At 63.1% G+C, this 19,275-nt stretch carries 18 protein-coding genes; 7 read left to right on the plus strand and 11 right to left on the minus strand.

The annotated features are described in order from the left end of the window. Nucleotides 1-190: 190 nt before the first annotated feature. The 10 genes from lgt to hisI form a co-directional block, all read right to left on the minus strand. Nucleotides 191-1,066, minus strand: a complete 876-nt coding sequence (gene lgt / locus AUCHE_RS03990; RefSeq protein WP_006501991.1) for a prolipoprotein diacylglyceryl transferase — start codon at nucleotides 1,064-1,066, stop codon at nucleotides 191-193. Beyond that, the gene (locus AUCHE_RS03995) at nucleotides 1,066-1,851 is read right to left on the minus strand and encodes a DsbA family protein (RefSeq protein WP_006501992.1); all 786 of its coding nucleotides are present in this window, start codon (nucleotides 1,849-1,851) and stop codon (nucleotides 1,066-1,068) included. The genes lgt and AUCHE_RS03995 overlap by 1 nt, the downstream gene beginning before the upstream one ends. Before the next feature lie 239 nt (nucleotides 1,852-2,090). Beyond that, nucleotides 2,091-2,582, minus strand: coding sequence for a MauE/DoxX family redox-associated membrane protein (locus tag AUCHE_RS04000; protein WP_006501993.1), 492 nt, complete (start codon nucleotides 2,580-2,582; stop codon nucleotides 2,091-2,093). Continuing rightward, nucleotides 2,582-3,406 carry a tryptophan synthase subunit alpha gene (gene trpA, locus AUCHE_RS04005; protein ID WP_006501994.1) on the minus strand — a complete coding sequence of 275 codons (825 nt, stop codon included), beginning with the start codon at nucleotides 3,404-3,406 and terminating at the stop codon, nucleotides 2,582-2,584. The genes AUCHE_RS04000 and trpA overlap by 1 nt, the downstream gene beginning before the upstream one ends. Beyond that, nucleotides 3,403-4,653, minus strand: coding sequence for a tryptophan synthase subunit beta (trpB, locus tag AUCHE_RS04010; RefSeq protein WP_006501995.1), 1,251 nt, complete (start codon nucleotides 4,651-4,653; stop codon nucleotides 3,403-3,405). The genes trpA and trpB overlap by 4 nt, the downstream gene beginning before the upstream one ends. Next, on the minus strand, nucleotides 4,650-5,471 hold the full coding sequence (gene trpC, locus AUCHE_RS04015) for an indole-3-glycerol phosphate synthase TrpC (protein ID WP_040321423.1): 822 nt from the start codon (nucleotides 5,469-5,471) through the stop codon (nucleotides 4,650-4,652). Before trpC ends, trpB begins: the two co-directional genes overlap by 4 nt. 174 nt (nucleotides 5,472-5,645) lie before the next feature. Continuing rightward, nucleotides 5,646-5,846, minus strand: coding sequence for an HGxxPAAW family protein (locus AUCHE_RS04020; RefSeq protein ID WP_006501997.1), 201 nt, complete (start codon nucleotides 5,844-5,846; stop codon nucleotides 5,646-5,648). A 229-nt stretch (nucleotides 5,847-6,075) separates the two neighbouring features. Continuing rightward, nucleotides 6,076-6,651: a Trp biosynthesis-associated membrane protein gene (locus AUCHE_RS04025; RefSeq protein ID WP_006501998.1), complete on the minus strand. Its 576-nt coding sequence runs from the start codon at nucleotides 6,649-6,651 to the stop codon at nucleotides 6,076-6,078. After that, a complete protein-coding gene (locus AUCHE_RS04030; protein ID WP_006501999.1) occupies nucleotides 6,648-8,177 on the minus strand; it encodes an anthranilate synthase component I in 1,530 nt (509 codons plus the stop codon). Before AUCHE_RS04030 ends, AUCHE_RS04025 begins: the two co-directional genes overlap by 4 nt. Nucleotides 8,178-8,179: 2 nt before the next feature. After that, nucleotides 8,180-8,566, minus strand: coding sequence for a phosphoribosyl-AMP cyclohydrolase (gene hisI, locus AUCHE_RS04035; protein WP_040321425.1), 387 nt, complete (start codon nucleotides 8,564-8,566; stop codon nucleotides 8,180-8,182). A gap of 76 nt (nucleotides 8,567-8,642) precedes the next feature. Between hisI and AUCHE_RS04040 the strand changes: the two genes are divergently transcribed. The 3 genes from AUCHE_RS04040 (at nucleotide 8,643) to AUCHE_RS04050 (ending at nucleotide 10,980) form a co-directional block, all read left to right on the plus strand. Continuing rightward, nucleotides 8,643-9,290, plus strand: coding sequence for a TIGR03085 family metal-binding protein (locus tag AUCHE_RS04040; protein WP_006502001.1), 648 nt, complete (start codon nucleotides 8,643-8,645; stop codon nucleotides 9,288-9,290). A 277-nt stretch (nucleotides 9,291-9,567) separates the two neighbouring features. After that, entirely contained in the window at nucleotides 9,568-10,350 is a 783-nt protein-coding gene (locus AUCHE_RS04045) for an SCO2322 family protein (protein ID WP_052024796.1), read from the plus strand. Between the two features lie 24 nt (nucleotides 10,351-10,374). After that, nucleotides 10,375-10,980, plus strand: a complete 606-nt coding sequence (locus tag AUCHE_RS04050) for a bifunctional adenosylcobinamide kinase/adenosylcobinamide-phosphate guanylyltransferase (protein ID WP_006502003.1) — start codon at nucleotides 10,375-10,377, stop codon at nucleotides 10,978-10,980. A gap of 33 nt (nucleotides 10,981-11,013) precedes the next feature. On the opposite strand, the gene gcvT is transcribed toward AUCHE_RS04050, so the two are convergent. Next, a complete protein-coding gene (gene gcvT / locus AUCHE_RS04055) occupies nucleotides 11,014-12,123 on the minus strand; it encodes a glycine cleavage system aminomethyltransferase GcvT (protein ID WP_040321548.1) in 1,110 nt (369 codons plus the stop codon). Between the two features lie 149 nt (nucleotides 12,124-12,272). Here gcvT and AUCHE_RS04060 point away from each other — a divergent pair, with 149 nt between their 5' ends. The 4 genes from AUCHE_RS04060 (at nucleotide 12,273) to sucB (ending at nucleotide 19,215) form a co-directional block, all read left to right on the plus strand. Then, nucleotides 12,273-13,778 carry a leucyl aminopeptidase gene (locus AUCHE_RS04060; RefSeq protein ID WP_006502005.1) on the plus strand — a complete coding sequence of 502 codons (1,506 nt, stop codon included), beginning with the start codon at nucleotides 12,273-12,275 and terminating at the stop codon, nucleotides 13,776-13,778. Nucleotides 13,779-13,965: 187 nt separating this feature from the next. Continuing rightward, complete coding sequence (locus AUCHE_RS04065; protein WP_006502006.1) at nucleotides 13,966-15,987, plus strand: acyltransferase family protein; 2,022 nt, start codon at nucleotides 13,966-13,968, stop codon at nucleotides 15,985-15,987. 136 nt (nucleotides 15,988-16,123) lie between these two features. After that, on the plus strand, nucleotides 16,124-17,506 hold the full coding sequence (lpdA, locus tag AUCHE_RS04070) for a dihydrolipoyl dehydrogenase (protein WP_006502007.1): 1,383 nt from the start codon (nucleotides 16,124-16,126) through the stop codon (nucleotides 17,504-17,506). Nucleotides 17,507-17,565: 59 nt separating this feature from the next. Beyond that, entirely contained in the window at nucleotides 17,566-19,215 is a 1,650-nt protein-coding gene (sucB, locus tag AUCHE_RS04075; RefSeq protein WP_006502008.1) for a 2-oxoglutarate dehydrogenase, E2 component, dihydrolipoamide succinyltransferase, read from the plus strand. Nucleotides 19,216-19,275: the final 60 nt, after the last annotated feature.

Below are 19,275 nucleotides of genomic sequence, written 5' to 3' on the forward strand. Positions count from 1 at the left end.
GAACTCTACCGGCCGGTGGAATACCACACAGCCGAATTCATCCCATCATATGGGATAAAAAGTCCGCATGGCGATGCAAGTTTCACCGATCCTGCGGATCCAAAGGGTCCCCCAACAGAGAGAACGCCTCCTCAGGACCTGTTTACAGATACCCGAGGAGGCGTTCTCCTGCGAAAAATCACCACGTCTGCTAAGCAGCAGATTCCTCCGCTGCCTCAGGCCTCTTCTCCTCGGGCTCTCGACGCGACAACCACCAGAACCACCACAGGCCGAACAGGAAGACCACGATCGATGTCCAGACGTTCAACCTCAGCCCCAGAACATGATTGGCTGCATCGATCCGGACATTCTCGATCCCGACCCGACCAAGGGTGTACAGCATGGTGTACGCGGCGAAGAGCTGCCCTGGCTTCAAGCGCAGCCTGCTCCGCCAGAGCCGATCCATGGCGAAGAGCATTCCCGCAATCAACAGACACCACAACGACTCGTACAGGAAGGTCGGATGAAAGGTTCCCAGGACCACCGCCTCCCCCTTGCTGTCGAGGACGGCTCTGCCCTCAGCGTGGTTCCACTGATGGATCTGCAAGGCCCAGGGAAGTTCCGTCGGCCCCCCGTAGAGCTCGTTGTTGAACCAGTTCCCCCAACGTCCTACCGCCTGGGCCAGAGCAAGTCCCGGCGCGATCGCGTCGCCGAAGGGGAGGAAAGGCACATCGTAATGACGACAAGCCAGCCACACCCCGAGAGCACCCAGAGCCACAGCACCCCAGATACCCAATCCGCCTTCCCAGATGAAGAAGGCACGGATCGGGTCACCGCCGGCCCCGAAATATGCCTGCGGGCTGGAGATCACGTGGTAGAGCCGTCCGCCGACGATCCCGAAAGGCACGGCCCACAACGCCACGTCCAACGCCCGCTCAGGGGCAATCCCCCGAGCAGGCAGTCGTCGAGCAGTCACCCAAGTGGCCAAGGCGATTCCGGCTAGCAGGCAGAAGGCATAGGCACGCAAGGCAATCGGCCCGAGGTGCCAAACAGCGATCTCCGGACTCGGGAGGGCCGACGGAAACATCACTTCGCTGTCTCGAACATCTTCTTCTCGAACTCATCGGCGTTGCTGATGCCGTTGGTGTCGATCTTCTTGCTGTTGACGTAGTAGGAAGGAGTGCTTCTGATCCCCATGGTCTTGGAGGTGTACTCTTCCAAGTTCTTCAAATACGGCTTGTAGGTCTCCTGGGCGACACAGGTTTTCCACGTCTCCAGCTGCTCGCCGGACAGGCCGCCCTCGACTGCGGACTTCTGGATGTCCTCGTCGCTGTACCCCTTGCCTTCGTCCTTCGGTTGCTTCGCGAAGATCTTCTCGTGCACCTGGAAGAACTTCCCCGCGTCGGACGCGCACAGTGCCGCATTGGCCGCCTTGGTCGAGCTGTTGTTCCGCAGGCTGTCGTCCAGGAAGGTCTTCTGGTAGTAGACGACGTTGATCTTGCCCGCAGCGCCCAACTCGCCGATCTTCGGGCCGAACATCTGGTCGAACTTCTGGCACCACGGGCACTGGAAGTCCTCGAAGATCTGCAGGGTCGGGATTCCCTCTTTCAAAACGCCGCCGTTGGTGGCCACCACCGGAGCGTCCTTACCGGAGACGCCCTTGGGCAGCTTGACTTCCCCGTTGGGGGCCGAGGATCCCCCACTCGGCAGAGCGGACGGCTCGTTACTCCCAGGACGGAAGAAGAGCATGAAAAAAGCTGCTGCCACGACGACGACAGCGATGATCACAGCCAGTAACCCTTTGACGTTCCTACCCTGTGCCGGCGCGGCTGCGCTGATCTTGGCCTGGCGTGAGTTCTGGGGCGGTGCCATGCGATTTATCTCCTTGCGGCAAGTACGGTGCCCGGACGGGCTGCCGAGTACATCAGCGCGTTCCTGTAGCGCCTCAAGACTAGATGCACGATCAGGTCATTCCGCTCAGCCTCGTCCTTAGTGTCCTCGCAACGGGTCTGGCTGCTATGACGAGGCATGGAAACACTCACCGGTTGAGCAGATCCCGCGAGAAGGCTTTCCCTTCTGGACCCGAGCTCGTATTTCGAGAACGGATGCGTTCAGGGCGTGGTTCCGCGGTCCAGACGCGCGTCGAGCGAGAAAGCGCTACCCGGCCGCCAGGACAACCATCCCGCGAAACCGAGGAAGACGAGATCCCGCAGGATCTCCTGCAGATACTTCGGCTCGCGGCCTGCCTCGAGGCTGCCGTCCCCGCCAAAACATCCACAGTCGATCTCCAGCCCTCGCGCCCAGGCGGAAGCAATACCGATGATGAACACGACCAGGAGAATCGAGGAGAGCAGGCCGGAAAAACGTGTGAAGAGGCCGACCAGGAGGAGGACACCCACGGCCAACTCGATGATCGGCAGGATCTGCCCCACCGCATCAGCCATCTCGAAAGGCATCAGGTCATACGCCTGAACAGCTCTCGCGCTCGTCAGTGGTCGCCCGATCTTGGTCACCGCTGCGTAGATCCAGACGAAGGCCAGCACCAATCTGGACACCAACCCCATCCAGTCCTGCCACTGCCGATCGGCGAGACGAGCGATCATCAGCGATTTCCCTCTCTCACTCCGGCGCGCAACTCGCCGGTCAGTTCCTGCAGAGACATCAGCCGCTCTGACCACGGAGCATCGGAGGCCAGCTTCTTCACCAACGCGGAGCCCACGATCACCCCGTCAGCGTAGGAAGCCATCTCGGCTGCCTGCGCACCGTTACTGACACCCAATCCCACACAGAGGGGAAGTCCGGTGGAGCGACGCGCCCGATCGACAAGGTCACACGCAGCAGATCCCACAGCCGTCCTGGTCCCGGTGACTCCCATCACCGAGGCGACGTAGACGAAACCACGACAACGAGCAGTAGTAGCTGCAATTCGCTCATCAGTGGAAGACGGAGCGATCAAGAAGATCGGACACAGCCCGTGACGCTCAGCCGAAGCGGACCAGTCCTCGGCCTCGTCCGGAATCAGATCCGGGGTGATGACTCCGGATCCTCCCGCTGCGGCGAGGTCTGCTGCGAAGCGTTCCACCCCGTACCGCAGGATCGGATTCCAGTAGCTCATCACCACAGCAGTACCTCCCGCGGCGACCACGGCACGAACCGCGCGGAAAATATCCGACGTCCGGACTCCGGCCCGGAGCGCACAGGCAGCAGCATCCTGGATCACCGGCCCGTCCAGAACTGGATCGCTGTAGGGGAAACCGATCTCGACCACATCACACCCGGACTCGACCAGTGCAGTCATCGCCTCCAAGGAAAGCTCCACATCGGGGAAGCCCACCGGGAGATAACCCACTAGCGCTGCGCGCCTCTCCTCACGCGCGGAGGACAGGACCCGCTCGAGTCTCTCTGCACCGTACGAACTTGCGGTCACCGCCCATTCCCTTCGGGTATTTCTCCAGAAGCTCCGGCGCGGCCGTCTGCGGTGCCCGAATCAAGAAGCCCGAAATAACGGGCTGCGGTGTCCACGTCTTTGTCGCCACGTCCGGACAGATTGACCACGATCACGGCGTCGGGACCCAGCTCACGGCCTACACTCATGGCACCGGCTAAGGCGTGTGCGCTCTCGATCGCAGGCAGGATGCCTTCGGTCCGCGCCAGTAGTCGGAAAGCGGCCATCGCCTCGGCATCGGTCGCATAACGGTACTCGGCACGCCCAGAGTCGTGCAGGTGAGCATGTTCCGGTCCCACGCTGGGATAGTCCAGACCTGCGGAGATCGAATGGCTCTCGATGGTCTGCCCGTCCTCGTCCTGGAGTACATAGGTCGCGGCACCGTGCAGAACCCCCGGCGATCCACCGGCGAAGCGCGCAGCATGTTTCCCGCTACCGATGCCCTGTCCCCCGGCCTCGACCCCGATCAACCGGACCTGAGGATCGTGACGGAAACGATGGAATATGCCGATGGCATTAGAACCGCCGCCCACGCAGGCGACTACGGCGTCCGGGAGGCGTCCGACACAGGCCAGCACCTGCTCTCGGGCTTCCTCGCCGATCACTGCGTGGAAGTCACGAACCATCTCGGGAAAGGGGTGAGGCCCGGTGACCGTTCCGAGAATGTAGTGAGTGTCCTCGACATTGGCCACCCAGTCGCGCAGGGCCTCGTTGACGGCGTCCTTCAAGGTACGACTACCGTGTGTGACCGGCACCACGGTAGCGCCGAGCAAACGCATCCGGGCAACGTTGAGGGCCTGCCTTGAGGTGTCCCGCTCCCCCATGTAGACCATGCACTCCAGCCCCATGAGGGCCGCCGCCGTAGCAGTGGCCACACCATGCTGCCCTGCTCCGGTTTCGGCGATCACCCGTTTCTTTCCCATGCGAACGGTGAGGAGAGCTTGCCCCAATACATTGTTGATCTTGTGGGATCCGGTGTGGTTGAGATCTTCTCGTTTGAGAAAGACCCTGGCCCCACCACAGTGTTCGGCAAAACGAGGAACCTCGGTCAGCGGATTCGGGCGTCCGGTGTATCTCTCCTGAAGATTTTTCAGCTCAGAACGAAAATCCGGATCTTGTGCCGCCAGAAGACGTTCCTCGTCCAATTGTTCCAGTGCTGCGATCAAGGCTTCCGGGACGAACCTCCCCCCGAAATTGCCGAACCGTCCGATTCTTGTGGAGGAGTTCATGATTCTCCGGCATGTCGTAAACACGGATGGGCCCCGGCCGTCACCAGTTCGTGAACAGCATGGCGTGGCTGACCGCCGGTCACGACGGCTTCCCCCACCAGGACGGCGTCAGCGCCATGTCGGGCGAACTCGAAGACATCGTGCGGACCACGGACCCCGGACTCGGCCACCTTCACCACTGACGACGGCAGGTGGGGGACAATGCGCGCGAAGGTCCCCCGGTCGACATCCAAGGTGCGGAGATCGCGGTTGTTGACACCGATGATCCGGGCCCCGGCTTCCACAGCACGGACAGCCTCTTCTTCGTCATGGACCTCGACCAGCGCGGACATTCCCAGAGAACGGGTGCGCTCCAGCATGCCGATCAAGATGTCCTGGGGAAGTGCCACAGCCAGGAGCAGCACGAGGTCGGCGCCGTGGGCACGGGCCTCCCATATCTGATACGGGTCGACCACGAAATCCTTGCGCAGGATCGGGACGTCCACTGCGGCCCGCACGGACACCAGGTCTTCTAGGCTGCCGCCGAAACGTCTACGCTCGGTAAGTACGCTGATGACACTCGCGCCGCCTGCTTCGTAATCCCGGGCGAGACCGGCGGGATCGGCGATCATTGCGAGCGCGCCCTTGCTGGGACTGGAGCGTTTCACCTCGGCGATGACCTTCACCCCGGCTTCGCCTTGACACAGAGCCGCTGTGGCGTCCCGGGCTCCGGGCGTTCGAGCTACTCGCTCCTTCAGCTCGGAGAGGCTCGTATGCGCGCGGCGCTCGACGAGGTCCTCACGGACACCGGAGATGATCTCGTCCAGAACAGTAGGCACGATGCTCAGACTAACCACCCATGTCGTTTCGACTCGAATCGCCCCGGCCGGCGTTGAGAGTGCGTGGTGTCGGCGACCCGATTTCATCCAGGGGGCGAAGAAGCCTGGGCCGAGGAATTGGCCCAGGCCTGCTGCTGCCGGGAGCGATCGGAGGAAATCCGATATGCCTGGCTATCAGAACATGTCTTGATTCATCCCGGCTCTGTTCATCCCCACCCATGCGATCACGCCTACGAGACAGAGGATTGCGCCGATGATCCATAACCAGGAAAGATTGACGATCACCCCCACACTCACCACAGCAGAACCGAGCAGGAGAAATGCGGTGCCCACCCATGCGGCGGGAGTGTTCCCGTGGGAAACCGTGCCGGACATCTGGAACTTCCTTCGTTGGACGTAGATCCGTCGACGGCTCCGAAGAGCACGTTCACAGGGCCATTTCGGCGGAGACCCTTGATGGCTTGTGCACAGTGTGCCAGCAAGCAACGGCCCGGAAGCCGTGAGCGAGAAGCTGCCTGCACCTTCAGAAGCCAGGCGGATGCTCCCTGCGCTGATCGGTCGCTCGCAGGCATGGACATCTCTTCGTCACACCGTCAGTGATTCGTCAGACCGTAGGGTCCTCGCCACGATTCAGCCTTTCCCACTGGTCCGATGCGGATCTCGAGGATGGAGAGGAAGCCGAGGCATCTTCCCCGCCTGGTGCTTCAGCTCCGGCCTGCGCCGGGAACCAACTTCCTGCCGCCCACAGAGCAAGACCTGCAGAGACGACGATCATCAAGGCCGCAAGGTCGCCGGAGAACGACCACCATCGCACCGATACCTCCTGGATGACATGGCCGTCGGGCAGGCTCGGTGAGCGACCGGCCTGCACGATCCCCGACCGCCATGTAAATGCCGCTCCCACACCGGAGATTCCAGTCATCACCGCGATGACCCGCACCATCAGCGGGCGGGCGAAAAGCCAGACCATGGCACCTGCTGCAGCGATCAGCAACAAGGCTGGATAGACCGGGGCCGCAGCTGTCCCGGACACCGAGAAAACGGTACGTACACCCAAACCGCCGTGCACGGTTGCCCCGGAGACCACCGTCCGCGTGGAAACAGTCAACCCGATCGCTGCTCCTAAGAGGCTCAGGACCACAGCCGTGGCACGCTGCGCGGCTTGCTCCTGCAGGCTCATGGCTCGCCTAGGTTCATGGCGCGCGAGACTGCTCTGAGAGCCGCCGCAGCCTTGGAGACGGTCTCGGTGTATTCCGCTTCCGGGTCGGAATCGGCCACCACTCCGGCGCCTGCTTGGACATGGGCGTAGCCGTCGAGCACGACCGCTGTCCTGATCGCAATGGCGGTATCCATGTCACCATGCACGTCCAGATATCCGACGACGCCTCCGTAGACACCCCGCTTGACCGGTTCCAGCTCGTCGATCAGCGCCATGGCGCGAGGCTTCGGAGCCCCTGACAAGGTACCTGCGGGGAAGGTAGCGGCCAGTACGTCATAGGCGTCACAGTTTTCACGCAACCGACCGACCACCGTCGATTCCAGATGCATGATGTGACTGTAACGACGGATGCTCATCAGGTCGACGACATCGACCGTCCCGGGATCGCACACCTTCTGGAGATCGTTGCGAGACAGGTCGACGAGCATCACGTGTTCCGACCTTTCCTTCGGGTCGGCAGCCAACTCGACCGCCAGGCGTTCGTCTTCCCTGGGGTCGTTGCCTCGCGGACGTGATCCTGCAATGGGGTGGGTAACCACGCGCCTCCCCTTGACCTTGACCAAGGCCTCGGGGCTCGAGCCGACAACGTCGAAGTTCCGTCCTTCGCCGTCCTGCAGCCGAAGGAGGTACATGTACGGGCTGGGATTGCTGGTCCGCAGAACCCGGTACACGTCGAGGGCGTCTGCCGGGCAGGGCGTGGAGAACCGTTGGGAGAGCACCACCTGGAAGACCTCCCCGGCACGGATAGCCTCCTTCCCCGCATCCACCATCGTGAGGAAGTCGTTCCGGGTGCAGGTGCTCGACGGCGGGGGGTCCTCTGTGGCGGAGTTCACCACTGAGATCGTGCTCGGCGTCGGCGAGGACAGTGCACGGGTCATCTGGTCGAGTCTGTCGATCGCCTCGTCATAAGCCCGATCGGTGCCCTTCTCCTCGAGCTCAGAGGCGAAGACGTTCGCGACGAGGTAGAGCGAAGCGTCCGCGTGGTCCATCACGGCGACATCGGCCACCAGCATCATGGCCATCTCCGGAAGCCCCAGGTCGTCCACTGCCCGAGTGGGAACTTCCTCCCAGTGTCGTACTGCGTCGTAACCGATATACCCCACGAATCCTGCGGTCAGCGGAGGTAGCCCCGGCAGAGGGTCGGTGGACAGTTCGGCCAGTACTTCCTGCAAGGCTGTCACCGGAGAGCGTTCTTCCACCAGCGATGGGGCGCCTTCCTTGCTCCAAGTGGCATGCCCGTCCACCTCTGTGAGCTGGGTTCTGCTCCGAACCCCGATGAGGGAATATCTCGACCATGTTCCACCGTGTTCTGCAGACTCCAGCAGAAAGGTTCCCGGACGAGAACCGCTCAGTTTTCGATAGATTCCCACCGGGGTTTCGGCGTCTGCCAAGAGCCTACGTACGACCGGTGTTACCGGGCGCTCCGAGCACAGCGAGCGGAAGCTGCCACGGTCGGGCCAAGGCTGTCCGTACGCCGGCTCGTCCACGGTCACGGGGCCACTCCGATCCGTGCCGGAAGGTCGGTGAAGAAACAGGTCCGTTCTCCGGTATGGCACGCTGCGCCGATCTGTTGCACAGTCACGAGGAGAGCATCGCCGTCGCAGTCCAAGGAGACCGTACGGACGTACTGGGCATGTCCTGAGGAATCGCCTTTGCGCCAGTACTCCTGGCGGCTCCGCGACCAGAAGGTGACTCGTCCTGTCGTCAGGGTGCGGTGCAGAGCTTCGTCGTCCATCCAGCCCAGCATCAACACCTGGGAGGTGTCGTGCTCCTGTACGACGGCTGCCACCAGGCCTGCAGGGTCCCGCTTGAGCCGACAAGCGATCGCCGGGTCCAACGGGCTGTTCGGTACGGAGACATCGGTCACGCCAGACATTGTGCACACAGACCGGCGACGACACGGTCTCGCTCCCGTACCCGACCAGCGCCCACTTCCTGGGAGACTGACAGCCATGACCGGACTCGCTCAGCTCGAACGCGCCGCACTCTGCTCCACGTTCACCAGGCTCGGACCTGACGCACCCACTCTCTGCGACGGCTGGAGCACGCGGGACCTCGCAGCACATCTCGTTATCCGCGAGCGCAGACCTGATGCTGCTGCGGGGGTCGTCGTCCCTGCTTTGGCGGAGCACACGCATCGGGTGCAGGAGCAGTATGCCGACCAGCCGTGGGCGGCGCTGGTGGACATGGTCCGGCAAGGTCCCCGTGGTTGGTCGCCCTTACGGGTTCCGGGGGTGGACGATGCCGTGAACCTTGCAGAGTTCTTCGTCCATCACGAGGACGTGTTGCGGGCGCAGGAGGACTGGGATCCGGGGCAGAGGCGGCAGGTTGATGGTCAGGAGTCGGAGGCGTTGTGGATACGTCTTCGCCAAGCTGGGCAGCTGCTTCTCCGACGTTCCCCGGTCGGTGTGACGCTCCTCTGCGAAGGACACGGTCGGAAGAAGATCAAAGCACCCACCGCGCAAGGTGAGATCGTCCTCCGGGGAGAACCTGGCGAAGTACTGCTGTACGCCTTCGGCCGTAGCGCGGTGGCGCAGGTGGACATCGAAGGAGAGACCTCTGCGGTCGAGGCTTTCGGCAAGGCCGACTTAGGTTTCTGAACAGTGGGCGGTCCCTTTCCGCTGCGGATGGTCACAGACACGCCGCGTCGCGGCGGGACCTTTGACAGAGTTCTGGGTGGGTGCAATGGTCGGAGCCGATGCCGCTGCCGTGCGACGGATTCGGACACCGATCATGAGGACCGATGACGCCCGGGCGTCGGACGCCGATACGGTTCAGGCCCTTGGGAAGTAGTCGTCGCAGACAGTAGGCGGTGTCTGGTCCTCCTCGCAGGAGCCTGTCACCGACCCGATTGAGGAGGTCGTCCCCTTGTCGTCAATGCAACGCAATATCTGTCGGACCGCAGGAGGACTGCTCCTGGCGCTCGCGGGTCTCCTGTCGGGTGCTTCCTCCTCGGAGAGCGCTCCGGTCCACAAGCCCGGGCCTACGCCTTCGGCGAGCGCGACGGCGGAGCGTGCCTGGACCTTCGCGCATCTGAAGGACAACGCCTGGACGAAGGCGCCGACCGGGCCGTACTCGGTCGTACCTTCCGAAGGCGCGGTCGACGGGTGGCGTTATGCGGCGACTGAGACCGAGACCCCTCGGATGCCGCGGGCGATGCCGTCGTTCGATGACATCTGCAGCAAAGTTGTGGCCGAAGCCGGTAAGAAACGTATCGGGGTGGTCATCGATTACGGGCGTAAGGCGGACGGTGCCGAGGGCGCCAACCCTCCCGCTCCGATATCACGGTGTGCTCAGGTCCCCAGCGGAGCCTCCAGCAGCGAGGTGCTCACTGCGGTCGCCATGCCGCGGGATGCTTCCGGGAGAGTTTGTTCCATCGACAACTATCCTGGTGGCAATGTCTGTGGTGAACCTTTGACCGCAGTTCCTGAGGAAGCCAAGGCTGCCGACGAACGGGTCGGTATTGCAGTATCCGCGCCTCGGGAGCAACCGAAACCCCAGGATGCTGCCACGGTGCACGGCGAGACGGCGCAGAGTCCGTCCAAGACGATCCTGACCGGGGTGGCAGTGGTCGTGGTCGGCACCGGTTTCGGGGTTTTCTATCTGATGAAGAAGCGTCGGGAAAAGAAGTCAGCAGACGACCTGCCTGCTGTTCCCTGATCGGGTCCCGATAGATTCTCCGGCATGAGCAAGGTCCTGGTACTCGGCGGGGTGCGCAGTGGTAAAAGCCGGTTCGCGGAACGGTTGGTGAGCGGTTTTCCGTCGGTCACATATGTGGCGCCGGGTCCTGTTCCGGATCCTATGGTCGATCCGGAGTGGGCGGCGCGGGTCGCCGTCCATCAGCGTTCTCGGCCGCGGGCCTGGCGTACCTGCGAGACCGCCGATGTCCCGGGTGCTGTTCGCGACGCCGATCAGGCGGTGATGGTGGATTGTCTGGGCACCTGGGTGTCACGGGTGGTGGACGACGCTGTGGCCTGGGAAGAACCGGCCAGGGCGAGGCAGGCTGTCGTCGACGCTGGTGAACGGCTCAGTTCTGCGTTGGATGTGGCGCGCTACCCCGTGGTCATGGTGTCGAACGAGGTCGGTTTGGGTGTGGTCCCGGATCATCCTTCGGGGCGTCTCTTCCGTGATTTGATCGGACGGCTGAACGCCGGGATTGCGGACTGCTGCGACCAGGTGTACCTGGTGTTGGCCGGCCGGGTGGTTGATCTGGGTGGTCGTCCTCGGATCGACGACATTCCGGTGTTGTCTTTCAGTGACTACACGGTGGGGCGTCCGCCCGTGGACTGACACCCCACCGCTGTCGTCAAGAGGTGAATGCGCTCAACCTGCGACCTGCGTGGTGACGAAGGGCGGCTTCACCACGGTGGCGGCGACCTCTCGTCCACGGACGTCGATGACGACGCGGTCGCCGACAGCACATCCGCGGTCGAGCAGACACAGGGCGATACCCTGCCTCAGACTCGGCGACATGGTTCCGGAGGTGACGACGCCGATCTCCTGCCCGTCCTCGTTCTTCACGGCGCAGTCCTTCCTGGGGATCCCGCGCCCTTCCACGAGCAGTCCCCAGGAGAGTCGGCATTCCTTCGCAGACCGTTGTTCGGCCAAGACCTCCTTGCCCCAGAATCCGTCCTTGTTCCATCCCACTGCCCACCCTGCCCGGGCCATGTTGGGGGTGATCGTAGGACTCAGCTCATGGCCGTGGAGGGCGTATCCCATCTCGGTACGTAAGGTGTCCCGGGCCCCCAGCCCGCAGGGAAGCCCGTCGAAGGGCGACATCGCTTCGGTCAGCGCGTCCCAGAGGCGTTCTGCGTCGTCCCACGGCATGACCAGTTCGTAACCTTTCTCACCGGTGTAGCCCGTACGACAGAGCGTCAGCGAGATCCCGTGCCAGACGGTTTCGGCAAAGGACATGTACTCGAGACGGGTCGGGAGCCCCAGGCTGTCGAGGACATCCTCGGAACGAGGTCCTTGAACAGCGATGATGCCGTATTCCCGGTGGAGGTCGGTCACCTCGAGCTGGTCCGGAAGCTCCTGGCGCATGCGTCGGACGACTTCGGCGGTGTTGGCGCAGTTCGGGATGAGGAAGATGTCCTCCTCGGACCTGAAGTACTGGATGAGGTCGTCGATGACGCCGCCGGTCTGGGGGTCGCAGCACATCGTGTACTGAGCCTTCGGCGGTGTGACCTTCCGGAGGTCATTGGTGAAACAGCTGTTCACGAAATCTGCGGCCCCGGGGCCCCGGACTGAGGCCTTTCCCAGGTGGGAGACGTCGAAGATCCCGACCCTCTCCCGAACCGCCTGGTGTTCGCGCAGGACACCACCGCCGGGATATTCGATGGGCATCTCCCACCCGCCGAAGTCGGCCATCTTCGCCCCGAGCTCGCGGTGGCGTGCGTGCAACGGAGAGGTCTGCAGCTGCGAATCGCTCATGTTGCCCACGCTAATGGCCCGGGGCGGGGATAATCAGGCGGTTCGGGGGTAAGGAGTGCGCTTGATCGACACCTCGTGTCGGCTTCGTCTCAGGAATGAGCTCGTGTAAGCCTTGTCATCTCGAATCCAATCTGTCGAAAGGCTGTTCGGTGACGACCTTCACGCTGTCCACCGGTCTTGCATCCGAAGAGGAGACCGATGTCCTGGTCCTCTTCGCCTCTCCTGGCGAAGAAGGGCCTGCGCTGTTGGGGGAGGTGAACGACGTCCTGCGTCGGAGGTTGTTGTCCGCTCTGGACGCATTCCGTGCCAGGGGTAAAGCCGATGAGACGACGTGGGTTCACGGCGTTGAGGGGACGTCTGCCGCGCTGACCCTGGTTGTGGGTGTCGGCGTAGCGGTGGCTGAACTCGACGGTGAACGGGTGCGGCGTGCTGCGGGCACGGCGGGACGGTCCCTGGCGGGGCGAGGGTCGGCTTGTGTGGTCGTTCCCGGCCCCGATTGGATCGGTCAGGTGACTGAAGGCTTGGCCATGGGCGCTTATTCGTTCGAGGGGTATCACGGCGAGAAGGCACGTGCGGGGAAGGCAGAGCGTTCCCCGGTGGGCGAGGTGACCCTGGCAGGCCTTCCCGAGGGAATCGATGCCACCGATGTGCGTGGAACGCTACGCCGTGCCGAGATCTTGGCCTCGGGAGCCTGCTGGGCTCGTGATCTGGTGAACGCCTGCCCGAATGAACTCTTCCCGGTAGCTTTCGCACAGAGGGTCCAGGACCGCGTCCCGGAGCAGGTGAAGGTCCGCCTGTACGACGAGGAAGCGTTGTCCGAGGAGCAGTGCGGTGGCATCCTCGGTGTCGGGCAGGGGTCGGTCCACCCTCCGAGGATTGTTCATCTGGAGTATGCCCCGGAGGGTGCGAAGCAACGGTTGTCCTTCGTGGGGAAGGGCATCACCTTCGACTCCGGTGGCCTGTGCATCAAACCTGCAGCGTCGATGGTCGGCATGAAGGGAGATATGGCCGGTGCTGCCTCCGTGGCTGCCGCCGTGGCGGTCATCGCGGAGCTGGGCCTGCCTGTCGCGGTAGACGGATGGTTGTGTCTCGCCGAGAACATGCCCGACGGGAATGCTTTCCGGCCGGGCGATGTCGTCACCATCGCGGATGGCACGACCTGTGAGGTGATCAACACCGATGCGGAGGGGCGACTGGTCTTGGCCGACGGAATCGTTCTGGCTTCCAGGCGGCAGCCGGACGTCCTGGTCGATATCGCGACGCTCACCGGGGCAGCGGTTGTCGCCCTGGGGCATCGCACTGCTGCAGCGATGTCGAATCGTGATGATCTACGGCAGGAAGTCGTCACGGTGGCGGGGTTCTGCGGCGAGGGTATCTGGCCGATGCCCATTCCTGATGAGGTGATGAAGGACCTGGAGTCCGATGTCGCAGATCGTAAGCATGCCGGCGCCAGGGAAGGCGGGGCGCTGTTCGCGGCGGCTTTTCTCCGGGAGTACGTCGGGAAAGCCGCTGACGGCGAGTCACCGATCCCCTGGATTCACTTGGACATCGCAGGTCCTGCCTTCCACGAGGGGTCTCCTTACGGCTACACGCTCAAGGGAGGCACGGGCTTCGGGATGAGGACTTTGGTGGGCCTGGCACAATCTCGCTCGTGAAAGCGTTTCAGATCTGCTGTCTGTCCGTGTCGACGGGCGTTCACGTCTCGTGAGTGCACGCCCGATCGGAACCGTGATGTCGTCCTCAACTGATGTAGAGGTGATCCAGCAGGAGACGTCGGCCTCGACGTCTCCTGGAACGGATACTCCCAGGCCCGCTGCTCCGGGAGAAGTCGCGCCTTCTCTCGTGGGCAGGGTCGCGACACTTGACGGGATCCGCACGATCGCCGTCTCCTTGGTGTTTCTCTTCCACCTAGGCATACCGGTGTTCTCCGGTGGCTATCTCGGGGTGGACGTCTTCTTCGTCCTGTCCGGTTTCCTCATCACGACGTTGCTCCTGCAGGAGATCGTGGTGCACGGGAAGGTGAATCTTCCCAGGTTCTGGGCGAGGCGGATGTCCCGGTTGATCCCGGCGGCCCTGTTGCTGCTGATCGTGGTGGGGCTATGGGCGGCCGTCGCAGCTCCGGCCTATCGGCGTCCTGCGTTGGGTGCTGACCTGCTATGGAGTCTCTTCTACGTAGGCAACTGGCATTTCATCACCTCGACGAGTTATTTCGCGTTCGACGGAACGACCTCGCCGCTGATGCATCTGTGGTCCTTGGCCGTGGAGGAGCAGTTCTACGTCTTCTGGCCGTTGATCCTGCAGGTCCTGGCGGTACTGCTGGCGAGTATGAGTCCGGGCAGGCATGCTCGTAGGGATGTGCCGGGGGCTCAGCGTGCCAGTTCGGTGTCGGTGATGGCCATCGCAGGGGTCCTGGCAGTGATCTCCGCATCCGTCATGCTGTACGTCTTTCTCCGGGCCGGAGCCGACCGGGCGTACATGGGGACGGATGCGAAGGTCTTCGAACCGTTGATCGGCGCGCTGTGTGCCGCTGCGCTCCTGCGCCCTTCGGTGAGCTCCTTCGCGACGAAATATGCGCGGTTGCTCATGTGGATCGGTTTAGCAGGGTTGGCCGCGGCTGTCGCCTTCCTCGGTGGTAAGCATGGCCCGAACCCTGTGTACTTCTTCGGTGGAGCTGTCCTGACGGCAGCCGCGGTCGCATCACTGGTGGTGGGCGCCAGCAGGGTGGACCAGAACAGTGGATTGGCCAAGGTCTTCAGCAACTCGGTGATGACTTATCTGGGACGGATCTCGTACGGGATCTATCTGTGGCACTGGCCTTGGACGGTCTGGCTGCTCCCCCACGGCACATTCGACGCGCAGAAAGCCCTGGTGGTCGTTGTCGCCACCTTGGTGTCGTCCATGCTCTCCTACCACCTCGTCGAGATGCCGCTGCGTTCCGGACGCTGCCGGGAAGCTCGTTCGGTGTCTGTCCTGGGGGTGGGCGCAGCGGCGATGGCTGCGACCTGCGCGCTGCCGGTGGTCTTGGGTGGGACTCCTTGGTATGCGGGTCACGGGGTCGTCGTGGCTTCAGGTGCCACCAAAGTGATGGTGGTGGGCGACAGCGTGCCGATGCAGCTGTTCGGGTCGCTCGCCGAAGCGGGTGAGAAACGCCAGGTCCCGGTGATCAACGGTTCACACGGCGGTTGCGGTGCTTCTGGCGCTATCACGGCGAACCCTGACGGTTCACCGTTCAATCCGGGGGTGGTAGCTCTCGGGGGGGACGAGGATCCGACGTGTGTCAGTGTGAAGGACGAGCAGAAACGTCAACTCGAAGTGGAGAAGCCGACTGTCGTCGTGTGGTGGTCCCGGTACGAGTACGCCGACTTCATCGGTGCGGACGGGAAGCCGCTGCGGGCTAAAGATCCCGGCTACCGGGAAGCACAGAAAGCTGTCCTCGACTCAGCGATCGAGCGGTTGACTGCAGGCGGCGCCACCGTGGTGGTCGTGCGTCCCGAACCGACGGGAGAACGTACGGCGCAGGGATGTTCCCCGGACCAGAACGACATGGAAGGCCTGTGCGCAGCTTTCCTGGTACGTCTCCGGTTCCAGGACGAGGTCCGCAGACAGTGGATCGAACTGTTGGAGGAGAAAGTCCTCCATGACACGCGACTGCGGATGGTATCGATCTCGGACGTCTTCTGTCGGTCGGACAACAACCCCTGTGACGACAGGTTGCCGCTGTCCTCCGGTGGCAGTTTCCCCCCGCCTGGTGATGCGGTGGCCAGACCTGATGGGTCGCACTTCGCTGCCGCAGCCCGCGATCGAGTGGCTGAGGTTCTTCTGGAACGAGTGATGGGTTCGCTACCTCCCCGGCGGGAGAACTGACGAGCTCGGGCCCTTTGTCCGCTGTGATAGGCGGGCAGGGGGCCCGTTCTTCTGAGAAGATGCGCTCGGCGGGCCGGACCGTTCCACCAGCACGGTGAAGGCCCAAGGGTTCTGGAACATCGAAGGAGATGTCGCCATGGGTGCGAGTACGGACCGTTTCGATCTGGTGATCCTCGGCGGCGGCAGCGGCGGCTATGCCTGTGCACTGCGAGGTGCTCAGCTGGGACTGTCGGTGGCCTTGGTGGAGAAAGCTGAGCTCGGTGGGACCTGCTTGCATCGAGGGTGCGTGCCCACAAAAGCCCTGTTGCACGCCGCCGAGGTGGCTGACACCGTTCGGAGGAGTTCCGACTTCGGGATCGCTTCCGCCTTCGAGGGCGTGGATCTTCCTGCTGTACAACGCTATCGAGACAAGGTCGTGGGCCGTCTCTACAAGGGCTTGCAGGGCCTCGTCCGTTCTTCCGGAGTATGTCTGGTCGAAGGCGAGGGCAGGCTGAGCGCGCGAGACACGGTGCAGGTGGGCTCCCGCGCTCTGATGGGCGGAACTGTCGTTCTCGCCACCGGCTCGCGTCCGCGGGTGATCCCTGGAATTCCGATCGGGGGCCGCGTGATGACCAGTGATCAAGCCTTGAAGTTGACTGAGTTGCCGAAGAGTGTGGTGGTGCTCGGTGGCGGTGTGATCGGCGTGGAGTTCGCTTCGATCTTCCGCAGCTTCGGTGGTGAGGTCAGCGTGGTGGAAGCTCTCCCGCGGTTGGTCGCTGCAGAGGACCAGTCGGTCTCGGCCCAGTTGGAGAGAGCTTTCCGACGCCGTGGAATTTCGGTTCGGACGTCCTGTTCAGTGACCGAGGTCGAGCAGGACGAATCAAGTGTTCGTCTGCTGTTGGACTCGCAGGAGAGGATATCTGCGGACCTCCTCCTGGTGTCGGTGGGACGAGAACCGGTCACGGATAACCTCGGTTATGAGGAAGTGGGCGTGGCGATGGATCGAGGGTTCGTCCTGACTGATGAATATTGCCGGACCAATGTCCCTGGCGTTCTTGCTGTCGGTGACATAGTGCCAGGCCTTCAGCTTGCGCATCGTGGATTCGCCCAGGGGATGATGGTCGCGGAAATCGCCGCAGGAAACGAGCCGAGTCCGATTTCTTCAGCCACCACACCTCGCGTGACATATTCCGACCCGGAAATAGCTTCCGTCGGTTTGTCAGAGATCCAAGCACGTGATCGCTTCGGTTCGGACTCCATTTCCTGCTATGAATACAATCTCGGAGGAAATGGGAAAAGTCAGATTCTCGCTACCGGTGGATTCGTAAAGGTAGTTAGGCAGATCGACGGCCCTGTAGTAGGTGTCCACATGGTGGGTGCGCGCATGGGTGAACAGGTCGGAGAGGCAATGCTGGTCGTGGGATGGGAAGCTATGCCTGAGGAGGTTGCCGCGTTCATCCACGCGCATCCGACGCAGAATGAGGCGCTCGGCGAGGCTCATCTAGCCCTTGCCGGTATGCCGTTGCATGCCCACAGCTGATCTGTGGGGCGGCCCTCTACACTGATCGACACGACCGCACAATGAGGAGAGGCTTGTCAATGTCCGAGCGCGTGACCATGCCAGCCCTGGGGGAATCCGTCACCGAGGGGACTGTCACCCGGTGGCTCAAGAACGTGGGTGACACCGTCGAGGTGGACGAGCCCCTGCTGGAGGTTTCGACCGACAAGGTGGACACGGAGATCCCGTCACCTGTCGCGGGCACCCTTCAGGAGATCCTGGTTCAAGAGGACGAGACCGCACCCGTCGGTGCCGACCTCGCTGTCATCGGTGACGGTGCCCCTCCGACCGCGAGTACCGCCCAGGAAGCACCCGCGCAGGAGAAGGCTGAAGAGCCCGAGCAGGCCCCGGCACCTCAGACCACGACGGCATCTGACACCGGACAGGTCACCGGGGGCGAGAAGGTCGTCATGCCGGCTCTCGGGGAATCCGTCACCGAGGGGACTGTCACCCGGTGGCTCAAGAACGTGGGTGACACCGTCGAGGTGGACGAGCCCCTGCTGGAGGTTTCGACCGACAAGGTGGACACGGAGATCCCGTCACCTGTCGCGGGCACCCTTCAGGAGATCCTGGTTCAAGAGGACGAGACCGCACCCGTCGGTGCCGACCTCGCTGTCATCGGCGGGGAGGCGACCGGTGCTGCAGAACAAGGTTCACCTGAGCCTCCCACCGAGGAGAAGGCCGAGGCGGCTCCGGCTGCTCCCCCGGCCCCACGGGAGGAGGACGCAGCCCCTCAGCAGGAGCAGGCCAAAGTCACCGAGAGCGACCAGACCGCTTATGTCACCCCGTTGGTGCGCAAGCTTGCCGCTGAACATGGGGTCGAGCTTGCGTCCTTGAAGGGAACCGGCGTCGGCGGGCGTATCCGCAAGCAGGATGTTCTGGAGGCTGCATCGGCGAAGCAGCAGGCCGCCGCACCCGCAGCCCCGGTCGTTCCGGCATCGCCTCCTGCCGCAGCTACGGCAGCTTCTGCGCCTGTAGTGTCCTCGAAGCGAGGAACCACCGAGAAGATGTCCCGTTTGCGCAAGATCATCGCCCAGCGGATGGTCGAATCGCTCCAGACGTCTGCCCAGCTGACGGCTGTCGTCGAGGTGGACATGTCGCAGGTCGCTGCTCTGCGAACCCGCGCCAAGGCCGAGTTCGAGAAGCGTGAAGGTGCAAAACTCTCGTTCCTGCCCTTCATCTCGTTGGCCACGGTCGAGACGCTGAAGCAGTTCCCCCACCTGAATGCCAGCATCGACGGTGACGAGATCGTGTTCCATGGTGCAGAGCACCTGGGCATCGCCGTCGACACCGATCGCGGTCTGCTGGTTCCGGTGATCAAGGATGCCGGCGACCTGAACATCGCAGGGCTGGCCCGCAAGATCGCCGATCTGGCTGAGCGGACCCGTACCAACAAGGTCGGGCCGGACGAGCTCGGCGGGGGAACCTTCACCATCAGCAATATCGGGAGCAACGGGTCGTTGCAGGACACCCCGATCATCAACCAGCCGCAGGTGGCCATCCTCGGTACCGGAACTATCACCAAACGGCCGGTCGTGATCAAGGACGCTCTCGGCGGAGAGTCGATTGCGATCCGCTCGATGATGTACCTCTGCTTGACCTACGACCACCGGGTAGTCGACGGTGCGGACGCCGGACGTTTCCTCTCCGCGCTGAAGACCAGGCTCGAAGGCGGGGCTTTCGAACTCTGATCTGGTCGGGAGAGCTGACCGATGAGGGGGTGTGCCCACATTTCCTGTGGACACACCCCC

The sequence above is a fragment of the Austwickia chelonae NBRC 105200 genome (assembly GCF_000298175.1).
GTDB lineage: Bacteria > Actinomycetota > Actinomycetes > Actinomycetales > Dermatophilaceae > Austwickia > Austwickia chelonae.